At 54.2% G+C, this 19,736-nt stretch carries 19 protein-coding genes; 11 read left to right on the top strand and 8 right to left on the bottom strand.

The window, feature by feature from the left end; translation table 11 throughout:
- Positions 1-283: 283 nt before the first annotated feature.
- Entirely contained in the window at positions 284-1,486 is a 1,203-nt protein-coding gene (gene tyrS / locus FFI61_RS16095; RefSeq protein WP_200203636.1) for a tyrosine--tRNA ligase, read from the bottom strand.
- A gap of 304 nt (positions 1,487-1,790) precedes the next feature.
- Here tyrS and FFI61_RS16090 point away from each other — a divergent pair, with 304 nt between their 5' ends.
- Both FFI61_RS16090 and FFI61_RS16085 read left to right on the top strand, forming a co-directional pair.
- Positions 1,791-3,170: a peptidoglycan DD-metalloendopeptidase family protein gene (locus FFI61_RS16090; RefSeq protein ID WP_200371720.1), complete on the top strand. Its 1,380-nt coding sequence runs from the start codon at positions 1,791-1,793 to the stop codon at positions 3,168-3,170.
- Between the two features lie 6 nt (positions 3,171-3,176).
- Positions 3,177-4,274, top strand: a complete 1,098-nt coding sequence (locus FFI61_RS16085) for an anhydro-N-acetylmuramic acid kinase (protein ID WP_200371719.1) — start codon at positions 3,177-3,179, stop codon at positions 4,272-4,274.
- Positions 4,275-4,313: 39 nt separating this feature from the next.
- On the opposite strand, the gene erpA is transcribed toward FFI61_RS16085, so the two are convergent.
- From erpA to argC, 4 genes are all read right to left on the bottom strand, one after another.
- Positions 4,314-4,646, bottom strand: a complete 333-nt coding sequence (gene erpA / locus FFI61_RS16080) for an iron-sulfur cluster insertion protein ErpA (protein ID WP_200203675.1) — start codon at positions 4,644-4,646, stop codon at positions 4,314-4,316.
- Between the two features lie 84 nt (positions 4,647-4,730).
- Entirely contained in the window at positions 4,731-5,207 is a 477-nt protein-coding gene (locus FFI61_RS16075; RefSeq protein ID WP_200203630.1) for a bactofilin family protein, read from the bottom strand.
- Between the two features lie 2 nt (positions 5,208-5,209).
- The gene (locus FFI61_RS16070; protein WP_200203628.1) at positions 5,210-5,950 is read right to left on the bottom strand and encodes a DUF6776 family protein; all 741 of its coding nucleotides are present in this window, start codon (positions 5,948-5,950) and stop codon (positions 5,210-5,212) included.
- 9 nt (positions 5,951-5,959) lie between these two features.
- Complete coding sequence (argC, locus tag FFI61_RS16065) at positions 5,960-6,997, bottom strand: N-acetyl-gamma-glutamyl-phosphate reductase (protein WP_200371718.1); 1,038 nt, start codon at positions 6,995-6,997, stop codon at positions 5,960-5,962.
- 170 nt (positions 6,998-7,167) lie between these two features.
- Here argC and FFI61_RS16060 point away from each other — a divergent pair, with 170 nt between their 5' ends.
- The 6 genes from FFI61_RS16060 (at position 7,168) to FFI61_RS16035 (ending at position 13,388) form a co-directional block, all read left to right on the top strand.
- Positions 7,168-8,943, top strand: coding sequence for a chloride channel protein (locus FFI61_RS16060; RefSeq protein ID WP_200371717.1), 1,776 nt, complete (start codon positions 7,168-7,170; stop codon positions 8,941-8,943).
- A gap of 3 nt (positions 8,944-8,946) precedes the next feature.
- Positions 8,947-9,369 (top strand): protoporphyrinogen oxidase HemJ, encoded by a 423-nt coding sequence (hemJ, locus tag FFI61_RS16055; protein ID WP_200203622.1) that lies wholly within the window; start codon positions 8,947-8,949, stop codon positions 9,367-9,369.
- A gap of 12 nt (positions 9,370-9,381) precedes the next feature.
- Positions 9,382-10,170 (top strand): bifunctional hydroxymethylpyrimidine kinase/phosphomethylpyrimidine kinase, encoded by a 789-nt coding sequence (gene thiD, locus FFI61_RS16050; protein WP_413785012.1) that lies wholly within the window; start codon positions 9,382-9,384, stop codon positions 10,168-10,170.
- Positions 10,167-10,826, top strand: coding sequence for a thiamine phosphate synthase (gene thiE / locus FFI61_RS16045; RefSeq protein WP_227714990.1), 660 nt, complete (start codon positions 10,167-10,169; stop codon positions 10,824-10,826). The genes thiD and thiE overlap by 4 nt, the downstream gene beginning before the upstream one ends.
- 15 nt (positions 10,827-10,841) lie before the next feature.
- A complete protein-coding gene (gene hemL / locus FFI61_RS16040; protein ID WP_200203612.1) occupies positions 10,842-12,122 on the top strand; it encodes a glutamate-1-semialdehyde 2,1-aminomutase in 1,281 nt (426 codons plus the stop codon).
- A 345-nt stretch (positions 12,123-12,467) separates the two neighbouring features.
- Complete coding sequence (locus tag FFI61_RS16035) at positions 12,468-13,388, top strand: lipase family alpha/beta hydrolase (protein WP_200371715.1); 921 nt, start codon at positions 12,468-12,470, stop codon at positions 13,386-13,388.
- A gap of 55 nt (positions 13,389-13,443) precedes the next feature.
- Here the strand turns inward: FFI61_RS16035 and FFI61_RS16030 are convergent, their stop codons facing one another.
- Positions 13,444-14,016: a tetratricopeptide repeat protein gene (locus FFI61_RS16030; protein ID WP_200371714.1), complete on the bottom strand. Its 573-nt coding sequence runs from the start codon at positions 14,014-14,016 to the stop codon at positions 13,444-13,446.
- The gene (mrcB, locus tag FFI61_RS16025; RefSeq protein WP_200371713.1) at positions 14,013-16,346 is read right to left on the bottom strand and encodes a penicillin-binding protein 1B; all 2,334 of its coding nucleotides are present in this window, start codon (positions 16,344-16,346) and stop codon (positions 14,013-14,015) included. The genes FFI61_RS16030 and mrcB overlap by 4 nt, the downstream gene beginning before the upstream one ends.
- Before the next feature lie 157 nt (positions 16,347-16,503).
- On the opposite strand from mrcB, the gene FFI61_RS16020 reads away from it, so the two are divergent.
- From FFI61_RS16020 to FFI61_RS16010, 3 genes are all read left to right on the top strand, one after another.
- Entirely contained in the window at positions 16,504-18,045 is a 1,542-nt protein-coding gene (locus FFI61_RS16020) for a bifunctional aminoglycoside phosphotransferase/ATP-binding protein (protein WP_227715008.1), read from the top strand.
- Positions 18,046-18,127: 82 nt separating this feature from the next.
- Complete coding sequence (locus tag FFI61_RS16015) at positions 18,128-18,484, top strand: pentapeptide repeat-containing protein (protein WP_200203602.1); 357 nt, start codon at positions 18,128-18,130, stop codon at positions 18,482-18,484.
- On the top strand, positions 18,481-18,867 hold the full coding sequence (locus FFI61_RS16010) for a Rieske (2Fe-2S) protein (RefSeq protein WP_200203600.1): 387 nt from the start codon (positions 18,481-18,483) through the stop codon (positions 18,865-18,867). Before FFI61_RS16015 ends, FFI61_RS16010 begins: the two co-directional genes overlap by 4 nt.
- Here FFI61_RS16010 and sfsA read toward each other — a convergent pair.
- The gene (sfsA, locus tag FFI61_RS16005) at positions 18,851-19,582 is read right to left on the bottom strand and encodes a DNA/RNA nuclease SfsA (protein ID WP_200203591.1); all 732 of its coding nucleotides are present in this window, start codon (positions 19,580-19,582) and stop codon (positions 18,851-18,853) included. The two genes, FFI61_RS16010 and sfsA, sit on opposite strands and share 17 nt — an antisense overlap.
- Between the last annotated feature and the right edge of the window lie 154 nt (positions 19,583-19,736).

Below are 19,736 nucleotides of genomic sequence, written 5' to 3'. Positions count from 1 at the left end.
GAAATACTCCAGCCAGCGCCCACACGAATTACTTGGTCAATTTGTTAAAGAGCGTTTGAGCCGTTGCTCAATCAAGGTGGCGTATTCTACATCGTCTCGCCGCCTTGTCAACCGTTTAATTAAAGAACCTTCAAACTCGTTTTCTTTAATACCTTCAAACAGTTGTCCTTCTCAATCCACCCCGCCTCAGCGGTGTGTCCCTCGAAGGAGATGCGCATTCTACAGACACACGCAGATCTGTCAACGGCCATTTTGAAATAAATTCAAAATAGCCGGAAATCGATCAAGCAGTGATCAAAACACGGGCGATTTTCTTCTTTCCCGCCTGAATCACGCAAGTGTCACCCTCCACAAAAGCACGGTCGCCCTCAAATTTCTGACCATCAACAAACACAGCACCACGCCCGAGGACATCTCGCGCAGCCGCACCATTCTTTACAAGACCCGCCATTCGCAATACAGACGGCATAAGAATCTCCGCCTGCCCCTCCAGTGATACTTCGACTACCGGAACATTTTCAGGGATATCCCCTAGCGCAACCCGGTTACCTGCAGACTTGTGCGCTGTACTCGCAGCCTCTTCACTGTGAAAGCGCGTAATAATCTCTTCCGCCAGCAACTTCTTGTAGTCCTGAGGATTCGCCCCGCCTTCTACAGCTTTCTGGAACTCAGTTACTTCCTTCAGGGGACGGAAGCTCAAAAGCTCAAAGTAGCGCCAGAGCAATTCATCTGGCACAGACAGCAGCTTGGTGTACATTTCGCCCGGGGCATCGTTTACACCTATATAATTGCCCAATGACTTGGACATCTTCTGAACGCCATCCAGCCCCTCCAATATCGGCATGGTCAAAACAGCTTGCGGCGCCTGACCATAGTGCTTCTGCAAGATCCGCCCCATCAGAAGGTTGAACTTCTGGTCCGTGCCACCACACTCAACATCCGCTTCCAGCGCCACAGAGTCATAACCCTGTATTAGCGGATACAGAAACTCGTGTATGGCAATAGGCTGCTCAGAGCGGTAACGCTTGGTGAAGTCATCACGTTCCAGCATGCGGGCGACGGTATACTGACCCGCCAACTGGATCATGTCCGCTGCAGCCATCTTGCTCATCCATTCAGAGTTGAAGACCACCCGGGTTCTTTTTGGATCCAGAATCTTGAACACCTGCTCTTTATAGGTAATCGCGTTTTGGGCAACCTGCTCGTCGGTTAGAGGGGGCCGGGTAGCGCTTTTACCAGAAGGATCACCGATCTTCCCGGTGAAGTCTCCTATCAGAAAGATGACCTCGTGCCCGAGTTCCTGAAACTGGCGCAGCTTATTGATCAGCACGGTATGCCCGAGATGGAGATCGGGGGCAGTAGGGTCGAAACCTGCCTTGATGCGCAAAGGGCGACCTTCTTTTAATTTCGCTATCAGATCGCCTTCTGGTATCAGCTCGTCTACGCCTCGCTTTATAATCGCAAGGGCTTCATCAATAGATGCCATGAATCATTAATCCCCAATCGGTTTTACAATAAATTATCAGTTACAGACTTCAACAAAAGAACTCTGTGAGTTACCTGGCACCCTGTTAAAGTGCAAGCGCTCAGTTTTTAAACAATGCCAGGCATTTCGGGCGGCGGCATTATACCAATGACACCCTGAGAAATCCGGCTTAGGGCGCAACAACCGTAATGTTCTACGCTGTTCCACGCGCTTTTTATACGGTAATCTGTTGGTCTATACTTGAACAACAGCTTTAACTAGGTGGCACAAGCTGCCGGAATACGGATTGAAACGGATGCGACACTTGCTGAAAATGTTTCCGAAAACTCATATTACCATTGCCGCTGCTGCAACCGTTGTAGTATCTGCCGCAATTTTGATGAGCCCCAGCGCCGACGTTGAGGCCAAGCGAATGTCTTACACCCTCGATTTAGAACAGGGCAAGGCTTCTGCAATCATCTCCCAAAAGCCGCAACAGAAAAACCCTACTCCGGCCGAGCCCGTTGTTGCAGACCAGGCTGCCGCTATCTCTCCGGAGACCTCAGACTCAGCAGCCCCTGAGCTTGCGCCTCGCCTGTCCTGGCAAACGTTCGATATCAAATCAGGCGACACATTGTCCTCCCTTTTCAAGAAAGCGGGATTCAATGACGGCACTATGCTCTCCGTAATTCATGGCGAAGGCGAGGCAGATAAGTTACAGCGTCTTTATGCTGGCGAGACGATCCGATTCGCCATTGGTAGCGAAGGCGAGCTTGCGGCAGTAGAACTCCAGCGCAGCCGTCTGGAAACATTGAAGATTAACATACAAGAAGGAACTTATACCGGGCAAACAGAAGTGCGCGAGCCAGAGCCCAAACCGGCATACGCCTCAGGCACCATTGACGGGTCACTCTACCTCGCCGCACGCGAGGCAGGACTTAACGACCGCCTGACTATGGAGCTTTCGGGAATTTTTGGCTGGGACATCGACTTTGTTTATGACGTTCGCAAGGGCGACCAGTTTGAAGTGGTCTATGAAGAACTCTATCTCGATGGCGAGAAGTTCAGCACCGGCCGCATTCTGTCTGCTCGCTTCGTAAACCGTGGCGAAGAAAACATTGCCCTCCTTTATACGGACAGCAACGGCGATAGCGACTACTACACACCTGACGGCAAAAGCATGCGCAAAGCTTTCTTGCGCACGCCTATCGACGCGCGAATTTCCTCGTCATTTAACCTTCAGCGCCGCCACCCTGTGCTGGATGTAGTGCGCCCTCATGAAGGAACAGATTACGCCGCACCTCCAGGCTCCCCCATTAAAGCTGCGGGTAACGGAAGAGTTCAATTTTCTGGCTGGAAAGGCGGCTATGGCCGTACAATTGTTTTAAAGCACGGTGACAACATCACCACGCTGTATGCGCACATGAGTCGTATCGCCAAAGGCATGAAAAACGGCGCCCGAGTCAAGCAAGGCCAAACGATTGGCTATGTTGGGTCCTCCGGCATGGTAACCGGGCCACACCTGCACTATGAATTCCGTGTGAACGGTTCACCCCGTAACTCCAGAACTGTAAAGCTGCCTGATGCACAGCCTATTCCTGCCACTGAAATGGCAAGATTCAAAAAGCACACGGAACAGCAAGTTGCCCAGTTTGAAACCTTCCGGACAAACTACCAGCATCTCGCCCTGGCCTCGGACAACTGAGTTATTATGGACACCTGGATCGGGCTCATGTCCGGCACCAGCATGGATGGTATAGACGCCGTGCTGGTGTCCTTTCAGGGCAAATCTGTCCGCACTCACGCAACACACTCCTCCGTTTATCCTGAAGACCTGCGCAAGCGCTTGGTACTGGCGAGCCAGAACCAAGCTACACCAGACGAGGTGGGCGAGCTTGACACACTGGTCGGCACACTTTTCGCAAACACCGCGGAAGCCCTGATCTGCAAGTCCGGGGTAGAGAGATCGTCAATTCGTGCAATTGGAAGCCATGGACAAACCCTGAGGCACCAACCTTCCGGGCCTGGTCGCTTCTCACTCCAGATCGGCAACCCGTCAATCATTGCAGAGAAAACCTGCGTTACGACGGTAGGAGATTTTCGCAGCCGTGACATGGCCGCGGGTGGGCAAGGCGCGCCTCTGGTTCCAGCCTTTCATCAGCATTTTTTCGGTTCGGATACAGAAGACAGATGCATCCTCAATCTCGGCGGCATAGCAAATATAACCTGGATTCCATCTGAACGAGGCAGCCCAGTGACGGGCTTCGACACCGGGCCCGCAAATGCCCTGATGGACGCGTGGTGCCAAGATCAAACCGGTCGCCCTTACGATGAAAACGGCCAGTGGGCGGAGGAAGGGATTATTGATCAAGCCTTGCTCAGTGACATGCTTACAGATGCCTACTTTGAGCGACCAGCCCCCAAGAGCACCGGAAAAGAAAAGTTCAATCTCCGGTGGGTTAAAACTCTGGTAAGGCGGCATAACAATGTTCGGCCGGAAGACGTTCAGCGCACACTGCTGCAACTCTCAGTTATAACAGCGACCCGGCAAATGCCTCAGTCACCAGCAATGGTTGTGTATGCGTGCGGAGGGGGAACTCGTAACAGGCTGCTCATGAAGGAACTTACTCAAAGTCTTAGCCCTATCCGCGTACTCAGCACAGCGGAACTCGGCCTTGATCCGCAGTGGGTAGAGCCCACCGCTTTTGCATGGTTGGCCCAGCAGGCAATGGAGCGCAAACCTGGCAACCTGCCGGAAGTCACCGGAGCTAAAGGCCCGCGAATTCTCGGGGCTGTTTACCCGGCATAATGCAAACGCTCCCTGCCGGGTGCCCGCACTTGCGGGATATCAAATCGTAAAAGAACTACCACAGCCACACGTAGAGCTGGCGTTAGGGTTCTGCACAACAAACTGAGAGCCCTGCAAACCTTCCTGGTAATCTATGGTAGCACCCACAAGGTATTGATAACTCATAGGGTCCACAAGCAGAACGGCTCCATCCCGTTCAATGACGGTATCTTCCTCATCCTGAGTTTCATCGAATGAGAACCCGTACTGAAAACCCGAACACCCACCGCCGGTCACAAACACGCGCAGCCTGAGATCAGAGTTACCCTCTTCATCTACCAGTTCTCGTACCTTATTGACCGCACTATCGCTGAAAAACAGCGGTGCTGCCATCTGCTGCTGGACTACACTCAAGTTTGCCTCCGGATTACCTGATACAACTGCGTGGATTATGGTATTCCTGAGTAAAACAATCAACTATTCGGATTTACCACCATCTTCGTCGAAAGACTCATCAGTACTTTCGACAGCATGACCTGGTTCCGCTTCCGGCCGCGCCTTGTCCTGAGTCAGCAACCCGGACGGCTCGCGCTGGTGAACCAGATTGCCATTTACCGATGACCCCATCGCCATCTGAATGAGGTTATAGTAGACACTGCCGTGAATAGCGGCCTTCTCGGCAAGTTCGAGATGCGCAGACGCATATACATCACCGTGAACTGTTCCGTTGATGACTACGTGCGGGGCGGATATGTCACCGGTTACTTCACCTACTTCTGAAACTCTCAGAACCGCATCACTGCCCTCTTCAGCCAACACCTTGCCCCGGATGTGGCCATCGACATGCAAGCCGCCGGAAAAGTGCACATCTCCTTCTATGGTTGTGCGCGAAGAAATCAGTGTGTCAAAGTTACCAGTGGCCCGACGGGGCTTTGCCTTTTTCTTACCAAACATTTCTAATTCTCCGTTAAATCGCCCCAACCAAATGTTCGCTCGGCCTGCGAGGATTTGCGTCCTTCGGCCTGCGCAACCACCTGCACTTCAAGTGGCTCAAAACCGTCAGGCAATGTCAGCTTGCCTTCCACATCCTGGAAGTACCGAAAGCGGAATTTCACGCCAAGATCTTTTATTTCCTGGGACAGGTCTCGCAGTGCGATAACCTCTTTTTCCTGATCGCGCATCCCAATTATATTGACGGCCACAACACCTGAAATATAGCTCTTGTTGTTACCAACCTGCGTCAACACAAGTTTGAAATTATAAACGCCTGCCTGCCTATCGTTGGTCAGTGAAAACCGATCAACCTGCAACCCCTTGCTGGTTTCAGAGGGCGCCATGATATTTTTATAGAATGTGAGATCCGATTTAAGCGAACCTACCCGGGTTTCCAATTCCACAATGATGTTCCGGGCCTGATTCAGCGCTTGCTCATCAATGAGTTTACCACGCTCGAGATTAACCAAACGCTGACGGGCATCGCGATAGTTGGCTTCCAGAGCTGCCAGCTTGTCTTCCAATCGCTCGTTGGATGCTTCGACCCCAGTGGACCGAAAACCTCCCTGAGCCAGCCCGGCAGCATACCCGCCAGCGCCAGCAATCACTGTGCACACAATCAGGATCAGCGCCCGCTTCAGCCGGTATCCCGGCCGATGGCGGATAACAACATACTCCTCAGTGGGTTTCCGTTGTTCGCTCACTGGCGTTCCTCACGGCAGTAGCGCAGGCGCTTCAAGGCCCAGCGTTTCTTTAACTCCAAACATGATGTTCATGTTCTGGACAGCTTGGCCAGCCGCACCTTTCACCAGGTTATCTATGACTGAAGAGATGATCACGATGTTGCTCTGTTCCTGCCGGTGCAGTGCCATGCGGCACAAGTTAGCACCCCGTACACTTCGAGTTTCCGGGTGACTACCGAACGGCATCACATCAACAAACGGCTCGTCACGATAACGCTCTTCGAACAGCGCCTGTAAACGATCGAAATCAGCCGGATTTTTCAGCTCTGCATAGAGCGTTGCCTCTATGCCGCGAATCATCGGAACGAGATGAGGCACAAATGTCACACCGGTTTCAATGCCCGCTGCAGCGGACAAGCCCTGTCGAATTTCCGGCAAGTGACGATGGCCTGATGCGCCATAGGCTTTGAAACTTTCACTGACTTCACCGTGCAACATGGCTATTTTGCCCTGTCGGCCACCGCCACTGGCACCGGACTTGGCGTCTGCAATCAACCGTGACGGGTCAACTAACCCATTCTCTAGCAGTGGGAGAAAGCCCAGCTGAACCGCTGTCGGGTAGCACCCGGGGTTGGCAACCAGTTGCGCCTTGGCGATCTCAGCACGTGCGACTTCTGGCAACCCGTAAACAGCCTTTTCAACCCACTCTGGCGATTCATGAGGCAGGCCATACCACTGGGACCAAACCTTCAGATCCTTGAGTCGGAAGTCTGCCGACAGGTCGACAACCCGCACGCCGGCAGCCATCAACTCCGGGATCATCTCCATGGCAACGCCGTGTGGTGTTGCAAAAAACACCAGATCGCATGCCGCGAGAACACTGGGGTCCGGTTCTGAATAAGCCAGATCAAAGTGCCCACGGAGATTTGGGTACATATCGGATACCGGCACTCCGGCCTCAGATCTTGAGGTTATGCAGCTTACCGTTACTTCCGGATGAACAGCGAGAATTCTGAGGAGCTCGACGCCGGTATAGCCGGTGCCGCCCACGATACCTACTTTAATCAACTTGCTCTCCAGCGACGTTGGATAAGGATTTAGAGGAGTCTTTGCCTGTAGCTTAACGCCTTAGTCTATCATGATAAACCAACGACTCATTGCAGCCTGCAGAGTGACAGTTACAATGATGTCAGAAACCCTCTGGAAGGCCACTCTCTTGTACCGGAATACCGGCATCCATGAATAAAGTCTGGCATCGGATTAGCGAAAGAATATCCTCTGTTTTCACACGCAGTATGTCCGGTGTGGATTCATTGCCACAACTGGCTATTCTCGGCCTGCTATCCGGGCTGGTTACCGGCGCCGTGATTCTGGTCTTCCGCCTGGCCATCGAATGGCCGCTGGAGTATTTCCTGCCGGGAGAAGGCTCTGAAGCCTTTGAGAGCCTGGATATAATCACCCGCGCCGTACTGCCTCTTGCAGGTGCGTTCGGTATTGGCCTGTTTTTACACCGCCTAGCCACTCATGACCGGAAAGTTGGTGTCGTCCATGTGATGGAGCGCCTGAATTACCACCAGGGCTACATCACCGCACGAAGCGCCATTATTCAATTCGTTGTAGGCGTGAGCACTGTGATCACCGGGCAATCCGCTGGTCGGGAGGGGCCTGCCGTTCATTTGGGCGCTGCATTCTCAAGCCTCATGGGGCAGTGGATGCGCTTACCCAACAACAGCATACGCACCCTGGTGGCGTGCGGTTGTGCTGCCGCCATATCCGCATCGTTCAACACACCGATTGCCGGGGTGATCTTCGCCATGGAAGTGGTGATGATGGAGTACACCATAGCCGGATTTACGCCCATTATTCTTGCGGCGGTCAGCGCAGCGGTGGTCACCCAACTAGTGTATGGTTCAGAACCGGCATTTAACGTGCCTGCGCTGACCATGAACTCATTTCTGGAGATACCCTGGATTCTGGTCATCGCCATTATTATCGGTGTTTCGGCAGCTCTGTTCATTCATCTGGTCGACGCCATGGGGCGGTTCAACCAGCGCCCTATCTTATTGCGAGTGATCATCGCCGGCATGCTGATGGCCGTTGCTGCTGTAGTGGTCCCCCAAACCATGGGGATCGGATATGACACCGTAAACGAAACCATGAACGGCGAACTTGGCTTCTGGCTGCTTCTTACCGTAGGCGCTGCGAAACTGGTTATCACCGCGTTAACCGTCGGGCTGGGCATGCCCAGCAGCATCATTGGCCCTACGCTTATTATGGGTGCAGCGCTTGGCGGGGCCCTGGGGCTCATCGGTGGAGACATACTCCCTGGCCACGCTTCATCGGTTGGCTTTTATGCGATGCTCGGAATGGGCGCAATGATGGGTGCAGTTTTACAGGCACCCCTTGCCGCACTTATGGCACTGATGGAGTTAACCCGAAACCCCAATATCATTCTCCCCGGCATGCTGGTTATTACCACAGCCACGCTTATCACAAGTGAAGCATTCGGAAAAAAATCCCTCTTCCTGACCGTGCTTAAAAGCCAAGGCCTGAGCTATCAAAGCTCACCAGTGATCCAGGCTTTGCGCCGGGTATCTGTGGCGGCAATCATGGACAAGAGCATACTGCGCATAAACCGGCACCTTACTGCGGAGGAGGCCCGAAAGGCTCTGCAAGCGGAACCCAAATGGCTGATCGTTGATGGCAAGAACGGTCCCACAGCTTTGCTGCCTGCAGTTGACCTTGCCCGCTATCTTGAAGATTCAGCTGAGGCGGCATCAAACGAGACGGACGAGCCTGTCGAATCCATCGACTTGATGGACATTCCCGCACATCGGCGCGATATTGCGCCGGTGCAATACCAGGCCACGCTCGAAGAGGCAATGCACGAGTTTGAGAACACCAGCGCCGAGGCGCTGTATGTGCAACGCCATGTAGCACCAATGATTCAAAGGGTTTACGGCGTTGTGCTTAAATCTGACATCGAAAGTTATTACCAATATCGACGGAGCTGATCAATGCTGTGGGTTAAAGCCTTTCATATTATATCTCTGGTGTGCTGGTTTGCCGGCCTCTTCTATCTGCCAAGGCTGTTTGTCTACCATGCTGCCTGTGAGGATGAACCGGGGCGGGAGCGCTTCAAAATCATGGAGCGCAAACTTTATCGGGGGATAACCACACCCTCGATGATTGCCACCGTGATCTTTGGCATCTGGTTGCTTACTTATAATGTGTCGGGTTACTTCAGCCAGGGCTGGCTGCATGTGAAGCTGCTGCTCGTGGCATTGTTGATTATCTACCACTTTTATTGCGGGCATCTGGTCAAGGTGTTCCGCGACGACCTCAACACTCGCGGCCATGTATTCTATCGCTGGTTCAATGAGTTGCCGGTGCTTATCTTACTAGCAGTTGTTATTCTCGCTGTCGTTAAGCCGTTCTAGGGAGTTTTAGCAATCAAATACTACACTCGCCCCCAAGTACTTGTTCTTTCCGGCCTGGACCCTTCCGGCGGCGCCGGCATCCAGGCGGACATTCAGGCCATTACATCACTCGGGTGCCACCCGTTACCTGTGCTCACTTGTCTGACTGTTCAGGATACCCGGAATGTATACGGTGCCGAAGCCGTCAATCCGGAACTGATACGTGAGCAACTCAGGTGCATCGCCGAAGATGCCCCAATACACGCGGTAAAAACCGGGGCCCTGGGCAACTCTGCAGTTGTGGATGTTTTGGTTGAATTTCTTGAGAAGCATCCGGATATCCCGGTGATAACCGACCCGGTGATCAAGGCCGCAGGAGGTGGCGATCTGGCGGATGACGAACTGCTTGCCACCATGAAAGAACGACTATTCCCGCTCGCCGAAATGATCACCCCCAACGGCATAGAACTGGCTTTGCTGGGAGAGTGCGACGACCCCGCTGAGGCTGCGCGCAAACTACTCAGTAAAGGGTGCGCTTCGGTGCTCGCAACCGGTGGGCATGGCACGGGTGTTCACATCACCAATACGCTATACAACCACGCTCCCAAGCCCATGTCTTGGGATGTCGAGCGTATAGGCGGGGAATATCATGGCACCGGCTGCACACTGGCAGCCGCGATTGCTGCCGGGCGGGCGTTAGGGCTTTCACCTCGGGCCGCAATTTCCCAGGCCCAAAACTACGTGCACCGCACTATTTTGCATGCCCTTGAGGTGGGAAGAGGCCAGCCGGTTCCGGATCGAGGCATTCTGTGGGAACGATGAAACCGCGTGTCCCTGTCGGGCTTTACGCAATTACCGACAGCCAATTGACTCCCTCAGCAACGCTGCTTACCTCCGTGGAAGCCGCCATTGTCGGTGGCGCTGTGATGGTGCAGTATCGGGAAAAGTCTGCACCCATGCCAGAACGCCTAGCACAAGCAAGAAGCCTGCAATCCGTATGCGCCACTACAGACATCCCTCTGCTGATTAACGATGATATCGAGCTGGCAAAGCGCATAGGCGCTGCTGGTGTTCACCTTGGCCAAACGGATGGTTCGGCAGCAGAAGCTCGTCATCTGCTTGGAGATGGCGCAATTATTGGCATTACATGCCATGCCGACCTTGAACTGGCTGAAGCAGCTGCGGCAGGCGGCGCTGATTACCTGGCATTTGGTCGGTTTTTCAATTCATCAACCAAACCGGATGCCCCGCCCGCCCCAACCGAAATACTAGCCGAAGCAAGGCGTTTTAAGCGGCCAGTTACGGCCATTGGCGGCATCACTACAGAAAACGGCGAGCTCCTTATACGGGCGGGCGCCGATCTGCTGGCGGTTGTTGGCGGACTTTTCGGGGGCAGCCCCGAAGCCACAATGCAGAAAGCACAAGTATTCCAGAGGCTGTTTGCCAGCCACCACCCACTATTCTTCACTCCCAAATAACAGGAGCTCCCACAAATGACACATTCCGAAACCCTGTTCGAGCAGGCACAAAAATACATTCCGGGCGGCGTTAACTCCCCGGTTCGCGCATTCCGTGGTGTGGGCGGCACCCCGATCTTTTTCAAGCACGCTGAGGGCGCCTACCTTTATGATGAGGACGGTAAGCGCTATATCGATTACATCGGATCCTGGGGCCCAATGATCCTTGGCCACTCAGACAAGCGCATCAAAGATGCCCTACACGCACAGGTAGACCTTGGGGTTGGCTATGGCGCGCCCACGTCTATCGAAACCGATATGGCTCGCAAAGTGTGCGAACTGGTGCCCTCAATTGATCTGGTGCGCATGGTGAACTCCGGCACTGAGGCCACTATGAGCGCCATTCGACTGGCTCGCGGATTTACCGGTCGCGACAAAATCGTCAAGTTTGAAGGCTGCTACCACGGGCATGCTGATTCGTTGTTGGTTAAGGCTGGTTCCGGCGCTTTGACTTTGGGCGTCCCCAACTCACCCGGCGTTCCTGCTTGCCTGGCTGAACTCACGCTCACTCTCGACTTCAACGATATTGAGGGTGTTCGCAAGATCTTTAAAGAAATGGGCGATGAGATTGCAGCCATTATCGTAGAGCCGGTTGCAGGCAACATGAACTGCATCCCCCCGGTTCCAGGTTTTCTGGAAGGCCTCCGGGAAGTGTGTGACGAGTACGGCAGCGTACTGATTTTTGATGAAGTGATGTCCGGGTTCCGCGTATCACTCGGCGGTGCTCAGGGTCTGTATGGGGTAACCCCGGACCTGACGGCGCTCGGCAAGGTGATCGGCGGTGGTTTGCCTGTTGGCGCCTTTGGTGGAAAGCGTGAAATCATGGAACACATTGCGCCTCTTGGCCCGGTGTACCAGGCCGGCACGCTGAGCGGCAACCCACTGGCCATGTCAGCAGGCCTGGCGACTCTGAATGCCATATCTGAGCCTGGCTTCCACGATCGCCTGACCGAAAAAACTGTTGCGCTGCGTGAGGGCCTGAAGGCTGCGGCAGATGCAGCCGGCATTCCTATGGCCGTTCAGGGCGCGGGCGCTATGTTTGGCTTTTTCTTCACTGAAGAAGCCAGCATTACCAGCTTCGATCAGGTAATGGCCTGCGACGTGGAACGATTCATGAAATTCTTCCAGGGCATGCTTAAAGAAGGTATTTACCTCGCGCCTTCTGCCTTTGAGGCTGGTTTCACCAGCGCCGCTCTGTCGGATCAGGACATCGCCGATACGATTGCCGCAGCCAGCAAGGTTTTCGCAACTCTTTAATTGCCCAAGCTTGTCGGATCAGATCAGGCAACACGCTTTCGAACCGACACTCGGCAGGACATCAAAACGATGTCCTGCCGAGACAATCTGTGAACCTCGTCACGCTATACCTCCCTCCCTGTGTGTTTTGCCCTTTTAGCCGTTGACTATAAAATCGAGCTGATCAAATTATAGCCACGTATCTATAGCGATGCTCTGACGGCAAACATCTAACAAAAACATGGAAGTCAGCAAGCAGAGGTTCTGTGCCACGCGTTATGGCACAGACACGAAGTATCTGGAACAACCCGTTAGGTTGAGCCGCAGTTTGAATAACAAACACAACCTCAAACTGTAGGAAAAACCATGAAACTCTGGATCAAAACACTCGCTCTGGTTGTGACCATAGCTTGGTCAGCCCCCTCCGCCGCCTGGTGGTGGAACTCTAAACCCGCAAATTACGCCGGCACCCAATACCCCATAGTATTGGTGCACGGTATGTTCGGCTTCGACTCTATTATTGGCGTGGACTATTGGTACGGCGTTGCTGAAGATCTTCGCAAAAATGGAGCGGATGTATATACATCTCAGGTTCCAGCTCTGGAAAGTACTATTGCCAGGGGTGAGGTACTGCTGTCACAGGTAGAATCCATTGCTGCCGTGCACGGCAAAGTAAACCTCGTAGGCCATAGCCATGGCGGACCTACGGCCCGTTACGTTGCCCGGGTACGCCCTGATCTGGTGGCTTCGGTCACATCTGTAGGCTCGCCGCACAAAGGCTCTGCCGTTGCTGATGTAATCATCGGGTCACCAGCAAGCAGCCTGGCAAACACTTTGGGCAACGCACTTGGCGGTCTTATAGACCTGATCTCCGGCGGCGGATACGATCAAAACATGGGAGCAAGCCTGCAATCTCTGACAAGCCAGGGCAGTGCAGAGTTCAATAATTTTGCACCGGCAGGCATTCCAACAAGCTCTTGCGGTGAAGGCGCGCATTCTGCAAACGGCGTTCGCTTCTATTCCTGGGGTGGCACAGGTGTTCTCACCAACCTTCTGGACCCTTCTGACGCCCTACTCGGCGTTACCAGCCTGGCAATGGGGTCATCTCAGCATGACGGTCTGGTTGAGCGCTGCAGCAACCATTTTGGCAAGGTCATCCGGGACAACTACTTCATGAACCACCTGGATGAAGTAAACCAGGCGCTAGGACTGCACAGCTTATTTGAGACCGACCCGAAAGCCGTCTTCAAACAACACGCAAATCGACTGAAAAACGCAGGTCTTTAAGCGAGGCCCGACCCTGCCAGGAAAGCGCTCCGGCAGGGTCATTTACCTATCTGTTTTACAGGGCTGCCGCGCGCTCTTCAGCCTGGCTTGCCCCTGCCAGATTCCCCCGCGCCCTGCGGATATCAGCCAACAACAACCAACCTGCGCGCTGCAGCCGAGTATCACTCCCCGCAAGAGACAGTCCCTTCAACGTAAACTGTTCTGCAGGCCCAAGCTTATTACCTGCCACATAGGCTTCCGACAATTTAAAATAAACCTCTGCAGACCTCGGCGCGATTCTTTGCGCTCGCTCCAGTCGAACAATGGCCCCTTGAGCGTCGCCACTTTTCAGCAGAGTGTCCGCTTCGCGAACGAGGCTGAGTGCGGCAGGTGAAAGCGCATCCCCGGCATCCTGATAACTGGGTTTGCTACTACGCTGGGGCTGCTGTTCTGGCTCTCGGTTTTCCGTCTGCTCACTTTTGCGCCAGACTTGAGCTTCGTCATTCCCTTCAGTCGTCTGCGGTGGTTCCGGAGCACGCTCAGAGCCCCCTGCAGGCACGTAAATAGAGCCTCCTGGCCCAGTTGCGCATCCCGCCAGGCTCAATAACGCCACCAACATACCTACTTGAAATACACCTTGCCTACTCATTGGAACAATCCTTCAAACCAGCCTCGAATTTTCCGCTCCAGGGTACCAGAGCATGACACTCGCTGTGTCGGCTCACTACCCGATATAAACGGCAGAAGGCGCGCATTATCGCAATACTCGTCGGTTAATGCCTGTTTTTCAGGATTTACCCAATGATAGCTGACACCATCGGGGACTACCGGGGAGAAACCATGCTGTGGTACTTGTGCCATAAATCGTGACCAAACAGGCAAGGCACCAGTAGCGCCGGTAAGCGCGGTGGGCCCATTATCGTCCCGGCCCACCCAGGCAACCGCCAGCAAATCTCCGCTGAAGCCGGCAAACCAGGAATCGCGGCCATCGTCGGTTGTTCCGGTTTTACCGGCCAGCGTAAGCTCCTTGGGAACTGAATAGTATGCCGAGCGCCCTGTACCCTCTTGCATGGTTTCTTGCATTGCATACTGCAGCAAATGCACTGCAGCGGGGTCTGCCACCTGATCCACCTCAAGGTTATACCGTGAAAGTGCCCCACCGGCTGAATCCGTCACTTCTCTGATCGTGCGTAACGGCGTATTGAATCCGGATGTCGCCAACCCCTGATAGATTTGGGCGACCGTGACCGGGCTCATAGCCACAGAACCCAATAGCATGGAAGGGTACTCAGAAATTGGCGTAACCACACCAAAGGCCCGCATGGTTTTAATAACCGCCGGGACACCCAGGTCCAAGCCGACACGCACTGCCGGCAGGTTATAGGACTTCGAAAGCGCACGGTGCAGGGGAACTTCGCCGCGCTCCTCGCCATCGTAGTTTTTCGGCTGCCAGCGCCGCCCATCATCAAATTCAAGCGTGAAGGACTTATCCAGTAACGGTGTCATCAGAGTGTAACGATCCGGCTGTTCCAGAGCAGTCAGATAAGTAAACGGTTTGATGAGTGACCCTATCGGGCGATTGGCATCCAGAGCCCGGTTAAACCCGGCGAACTGCGGGTCTTTGCCACCAACGAGAGCCAGAACTTCGCCACTATCTTTGGCGGTGACTACAAGCGTCGCTTCCAGGGCTTTGCCGACTTCACCGCTGGCTAGCCTTGGCAAGGTATCAGTAACGGCATACTCAGCTGCGTACTGAATAGCCGGGTTCAGGGTGGTAAAAATGCGGAGACCTTCGCTGCGTAGATCCGCTTCTTTGTAGTCCCTCGCCAGATGCCGCCGAACAAGGTCAATATAAGCGGGATAGCGGTTCTCCGAATACGACGGCTTTGCGCTAACACCAAGTGAGAGGCCACGAGCGCGGGCCGCTTTTGCCGAATCAATCAGGCCGGCGTCCTCCATCTCACTGATAACCAGATTGCGGCGCTGAGTCGCTCGCTCCGGATGCCGGCGGGGATTGTAATAGCTCGGCCCTTTAACCATGCCCACAAGCAAGGCAATCTGGTGCACATCCAGATCTTTCAACGACTCACCAAAATAGAACTGGCTGGCCAACCCGAATCCGTTGATGCTGCGAGTCCCTGCCTGTCCCAGGTACACTTCGTTCAAGTAGGTTTCCAGTATGTCGTCTTTCTCGTAGTGCCATTCGAGCAAGATTGACATCAAGGCTTCATTACCTTTGCGCAACAGGGTCTGATCCCGGGTAAGAAAAAAGTTTTTAACCAACTGCTGTGTGAGGGTGCTGCCGCCCTGAACGATTTGCCCAGCGCGCATATTGGCCAGCATGGCACGGCCTATAGAAGCCGGTGCAATTCCAAAGTGGCTATAAAAATTGCGATCTTCCACTGCCATGAGGGCTTTCGGCAGCAGCTGAGGAACCTCTTCCAGGCGCACCAGTATGCGATCTTCTTTGTGTGCCGGGTAAATGCCACCAATACGCGCAGGCTCGAGCCTTACAATTGCAGCGCTTTCACCGGAGGATACGGAAAAACCCTGGATGCGATCGCCATATATGTTCAAAGAAAGTGTTCGTCTGGGCTCACTACCATCCGGAAAACGGAAGCCGCGGGTGCTGATAATAAAGTGGCCACCGTTGCGCCGGTAACTCCCGGGTTTTACTCCATCACCCTTGCGATATCCCGCAAGAGCCAATTCCCGCTCCAGTGACCCAGAACTCACACCAGCACCATCGTAAAGTTCCAGGGGCCGTGCATACACCCGGGAAGGCACTTCAAATCGTCGCCCCTCAAACCGGGATGTAACGACAGCGTCCAGATAAACCATCCAGCAAGCCAGTAGCACTAGGCCAATGGCACTCACGCGCATGAACAATTTCCAGAACCAGGGGCGGCGTCCATTCCCGGCATTTTTTTTCCGGGGCTTCTTATTGGGCTTTTTTGCAGAGGAGCTGTTTTTTTTCATGGGCGGATTATAACGAAGCCTGTACAAGATAAGGCAGGCCAACTATGTGTTATTTCTGTAACCTGCCCGTTATGATGGGACGATAAAAATTCAATAAGTTCAGGGAAGCGAGGAGCACACCGTGAGTGAAACATCCCCAGGCAATCTGTTGCTGGCAATGCAGAACCCCGCATTGTACCACCACCCGGTAGATGGATTTCAGATCATCGAAACCCACATCTCTCAGGTGATTCTAACGGGCCAGTATGCCTACAAGATCAAAAAACCGGTAGATTTCGGGTTTCTTGATTTCTCCACGCTGGAACTCCGCAAGCACTATTGCGAAGAAGAGCTTCGCCTGAACCGGCGCTTGGCAGAACCACTCTACCTCGAGGTACTTCCAATTACTGGTAGCCCAGAGCAGCCTGTTATCGGCGGCGATGGTGAACCGTTTGAGTACATGCTGAAAATGCGCCAGTTCCGTCAAAACCAGCTGCTTGACCAGCAACAGGAAGCCGGCGAACTCAAACCGGAGCTGCTATCCAGTCTGGCGAAACAGGTAGCAAACTTTCATAACAGTCTTGAACCGATTGCAGACGACAAGCCGCTGGGCACACCGGAAGCAGTGTATGCGGCCATGCAGGAAAACTTTGACCAGATTCGGCCACTGATCAGCGATACCTCCCTGCTCAGCCAACTCGACAACCTCGAAGCCTGGACCCAAACCACCTTCGAGCGTCATCGCGACTTGATTGCGCAACGTCGAACAGACGGCTATGTGCGTGAATGCCACGGCGATCTGCACCTCGCCAACATCACTGTGTACGAAGGCAGAGTAACGGTGTTTGACTGCATCGAATTCAACGAGCCCTTCCGCTGGATTGATGTCATAAACGATCTTGCGTTTTTACTGATGGACCTGGAGTCCCGGCGCGAACCGGCGCTGGCCAATCTGGTTCTGAACACCTATCTGGAATACCGCGGCGATTTCGAAGCACTGCCCCTCTTGCCACTTTACAAGGCGTATCGCGCGCTGGTCAGAGCGAAAATTGCCCTGTTCACCATGGGCAACCCCTCCCTTGCGGAGCAGGAAAAAGAAGGGTTGATGCAGCACTACCGCGACTACGCTCAACTTGCAGAAGATTACAGCAACATTCCAAACCGCTACCTGTTGGCCACTGTTGGCCTCTCTGCCAGCGGGAAGACCTGCGTCAGTGCAGCCATGTCAGCCGAATTGGGCCTGATCCGCCTGAGATCCGACGTAGAGCGCAAGCGGTTGCACGGGCTGGCCCCACTAGAGGACAGCCAGTCGCCCACCGGGGCAAACCTGTACTCTCCCGAAGCCAATGAGAAAACCTACGTTCGGCTTGCCAAACTTGCCAGCGACCTGCTCGCGGCCGGATTGCCTGTCATCGTTGATGCCGCCAGCCTGAAAGAAAAAGAACGCGCTTTGTTTGCCGCAGTAGCTGAGAGTCAGGGAGTACCTTTTGCTCTGATTCACTGCGAAGCGCCTGAAGCCCTGCGCAAGGAGTGGGTCCGCAACCGCAAAGGCGATGCGTCTGAAGCCACAGTAGAATTATTGGACGCACAGAAGGACTGGTTTGAGCCCCTCACTGCCGAAGAAACAAGCTACACAGTGCACCTGCGCAGCGATCAGGAACACGTGGCTGAAGCTGTAGCAGACCGAATAAGGCAGCACTTCGGCCTGCCACGCGGGTAAAAACCTGCGCATCGGGCTCGCGAAAAGCGGTTAATGCGCAATACTCGTAAAGAACACGAGCAAAACAAAATAAGGAACAATCATGGAAATCGACGCAGTACGCCAGATCAAAGATCCGCTCTACGATATGCTTCGCCAAGAAGATGTTGCTGCGTTCAACAAAGAAAAACTTACACGAACGGATTTGCCGAGCTTCGCACGCGGTGATTTCCGCGGGCTCGACCTGCGTGGGCTGGATGCCAAAGGACTGGACTTCCGCCATGCCTACTTCCGCGGGGCGGACTTGCGAGGTATCAACTTCAGCCGGACGGCGATGGAAGGCGCCAGTATTGCTGGCGCAAAAATTTCCGGATGCTTTTTCCCCCGCAGGCTTGATGCTTCAGAAATCGTGATGTCGCTGAACCACGGCACGCGGATGCGGTACAGCGCCGAAAAATGAGCAGCACACAAGCAACCCCTTGGCAGGCAGTATGCGCTCAGGCGGACTTGGAGGCGGGGCGTTTTGTCGAATTCACACTACCCCGCATCGAGGCCGACCCTGCAAAGTACTCTGACACCTTGCCACCTGCCGGCTTTGCATTCCTGGATGGCTCCACTCCAAGAGCCTACTTGAATCAATGCCCTCACATGGGCGTCGAGCTGAACTGGAAACCCGGCAGTTTTATGGACACAGATAAACTGTTTCTTCAGTGCTCAACCCACGGAGCCCTCTTCAAGCCCCAGGACGGAGAATGCATTGCCGGCCCCTGTCAGGGCGATGCACTCACCGCACTGGATACTCGAGTGGTTGCAGGCGTTCTGGAAGTCAGATTTCCAGAATAACCGGGACAGATTCCGAAAGCGCCAAGCCACCCGACGGATCACCATCATCACCGGCCAGGTTTGCCCGATAGGCCAGGATTTCTACCCCGGCATCACATGCCTGCCGCAACAGTTGTCCGTATTCGGGGTCGATATGATCTGCAGGCCGCACGGTTTCGATCCCCGTGTGATTCACCACAAAAAACAACACTGCGCGATCACCCAAAGCAACCTGAGCCATGAGTTCTCGCAAATGCTTCTGCCCGCGGGTAGTAACTGCATCCGGGAAGAAGCCCTGCCCGGAGTCCTCAAGCGTGACGTTCTTAACTTCTACCCATGCATCCGGCTCCGACCCATGGCCGGATAGCAGCAAATCTATCCGGCTTTTCTCTTCGCCGTACCTCACCTCCGACCGGGTATGGCTATAGCCGGTAAGCTCATTGATACGCCCAGCCTCAATGGCTTCACGCGCCTGTGCATTAGGCCTTGCGGTATTCACACACGCCAACATGCCAGGTGCCGTTTCTACAAGCTCCCAAGTGAACGGCAACTTACGGGCGGGGTTATTGCTGCGGCTAAGCCATACCCGGCCATCGGCTGGCTGGCAGCCCAGCATAGAGCCGGTGTTCGGGCAGTGGGCCGTTACTTCCTCGCCATCAGGCAGGCGCACATCGGCCAAGAAGCGTTTGTAGCGTTGAATCAGGCGCCCTTCTATCAAGGGTTCCGGGAATTTCATAGGCTCTCCAAATACCAAGTAGGCATCACAGGGCTGGCACCTCCGTGACTTATCTGCTATTTTCCGCAAAATCCCGTTTTAGGACGACTGCTTCATCCAAGTGATAACCGCGCCGCGGCGGGGGCTGGCGCGCAGGGAAGCACAGCGTTCTTGT

The sequence above is a fragment of the Marinobacter sp. DY40_1A1 genome, from assembly GCF_016597815.1.
Classification (GTDB): Bacteria; Pseudomonadota; Gammaproteobacteria; order Pseudomonadales; family Oleiphilaceae; genus Marinobacter; species Marinobacter xiaoshiensis.
The sequence above is the reverse complement of the archived record's forward strand: the minus strand, read 5'-3'. Positions and strand labels throughout refer to the sequence as shown.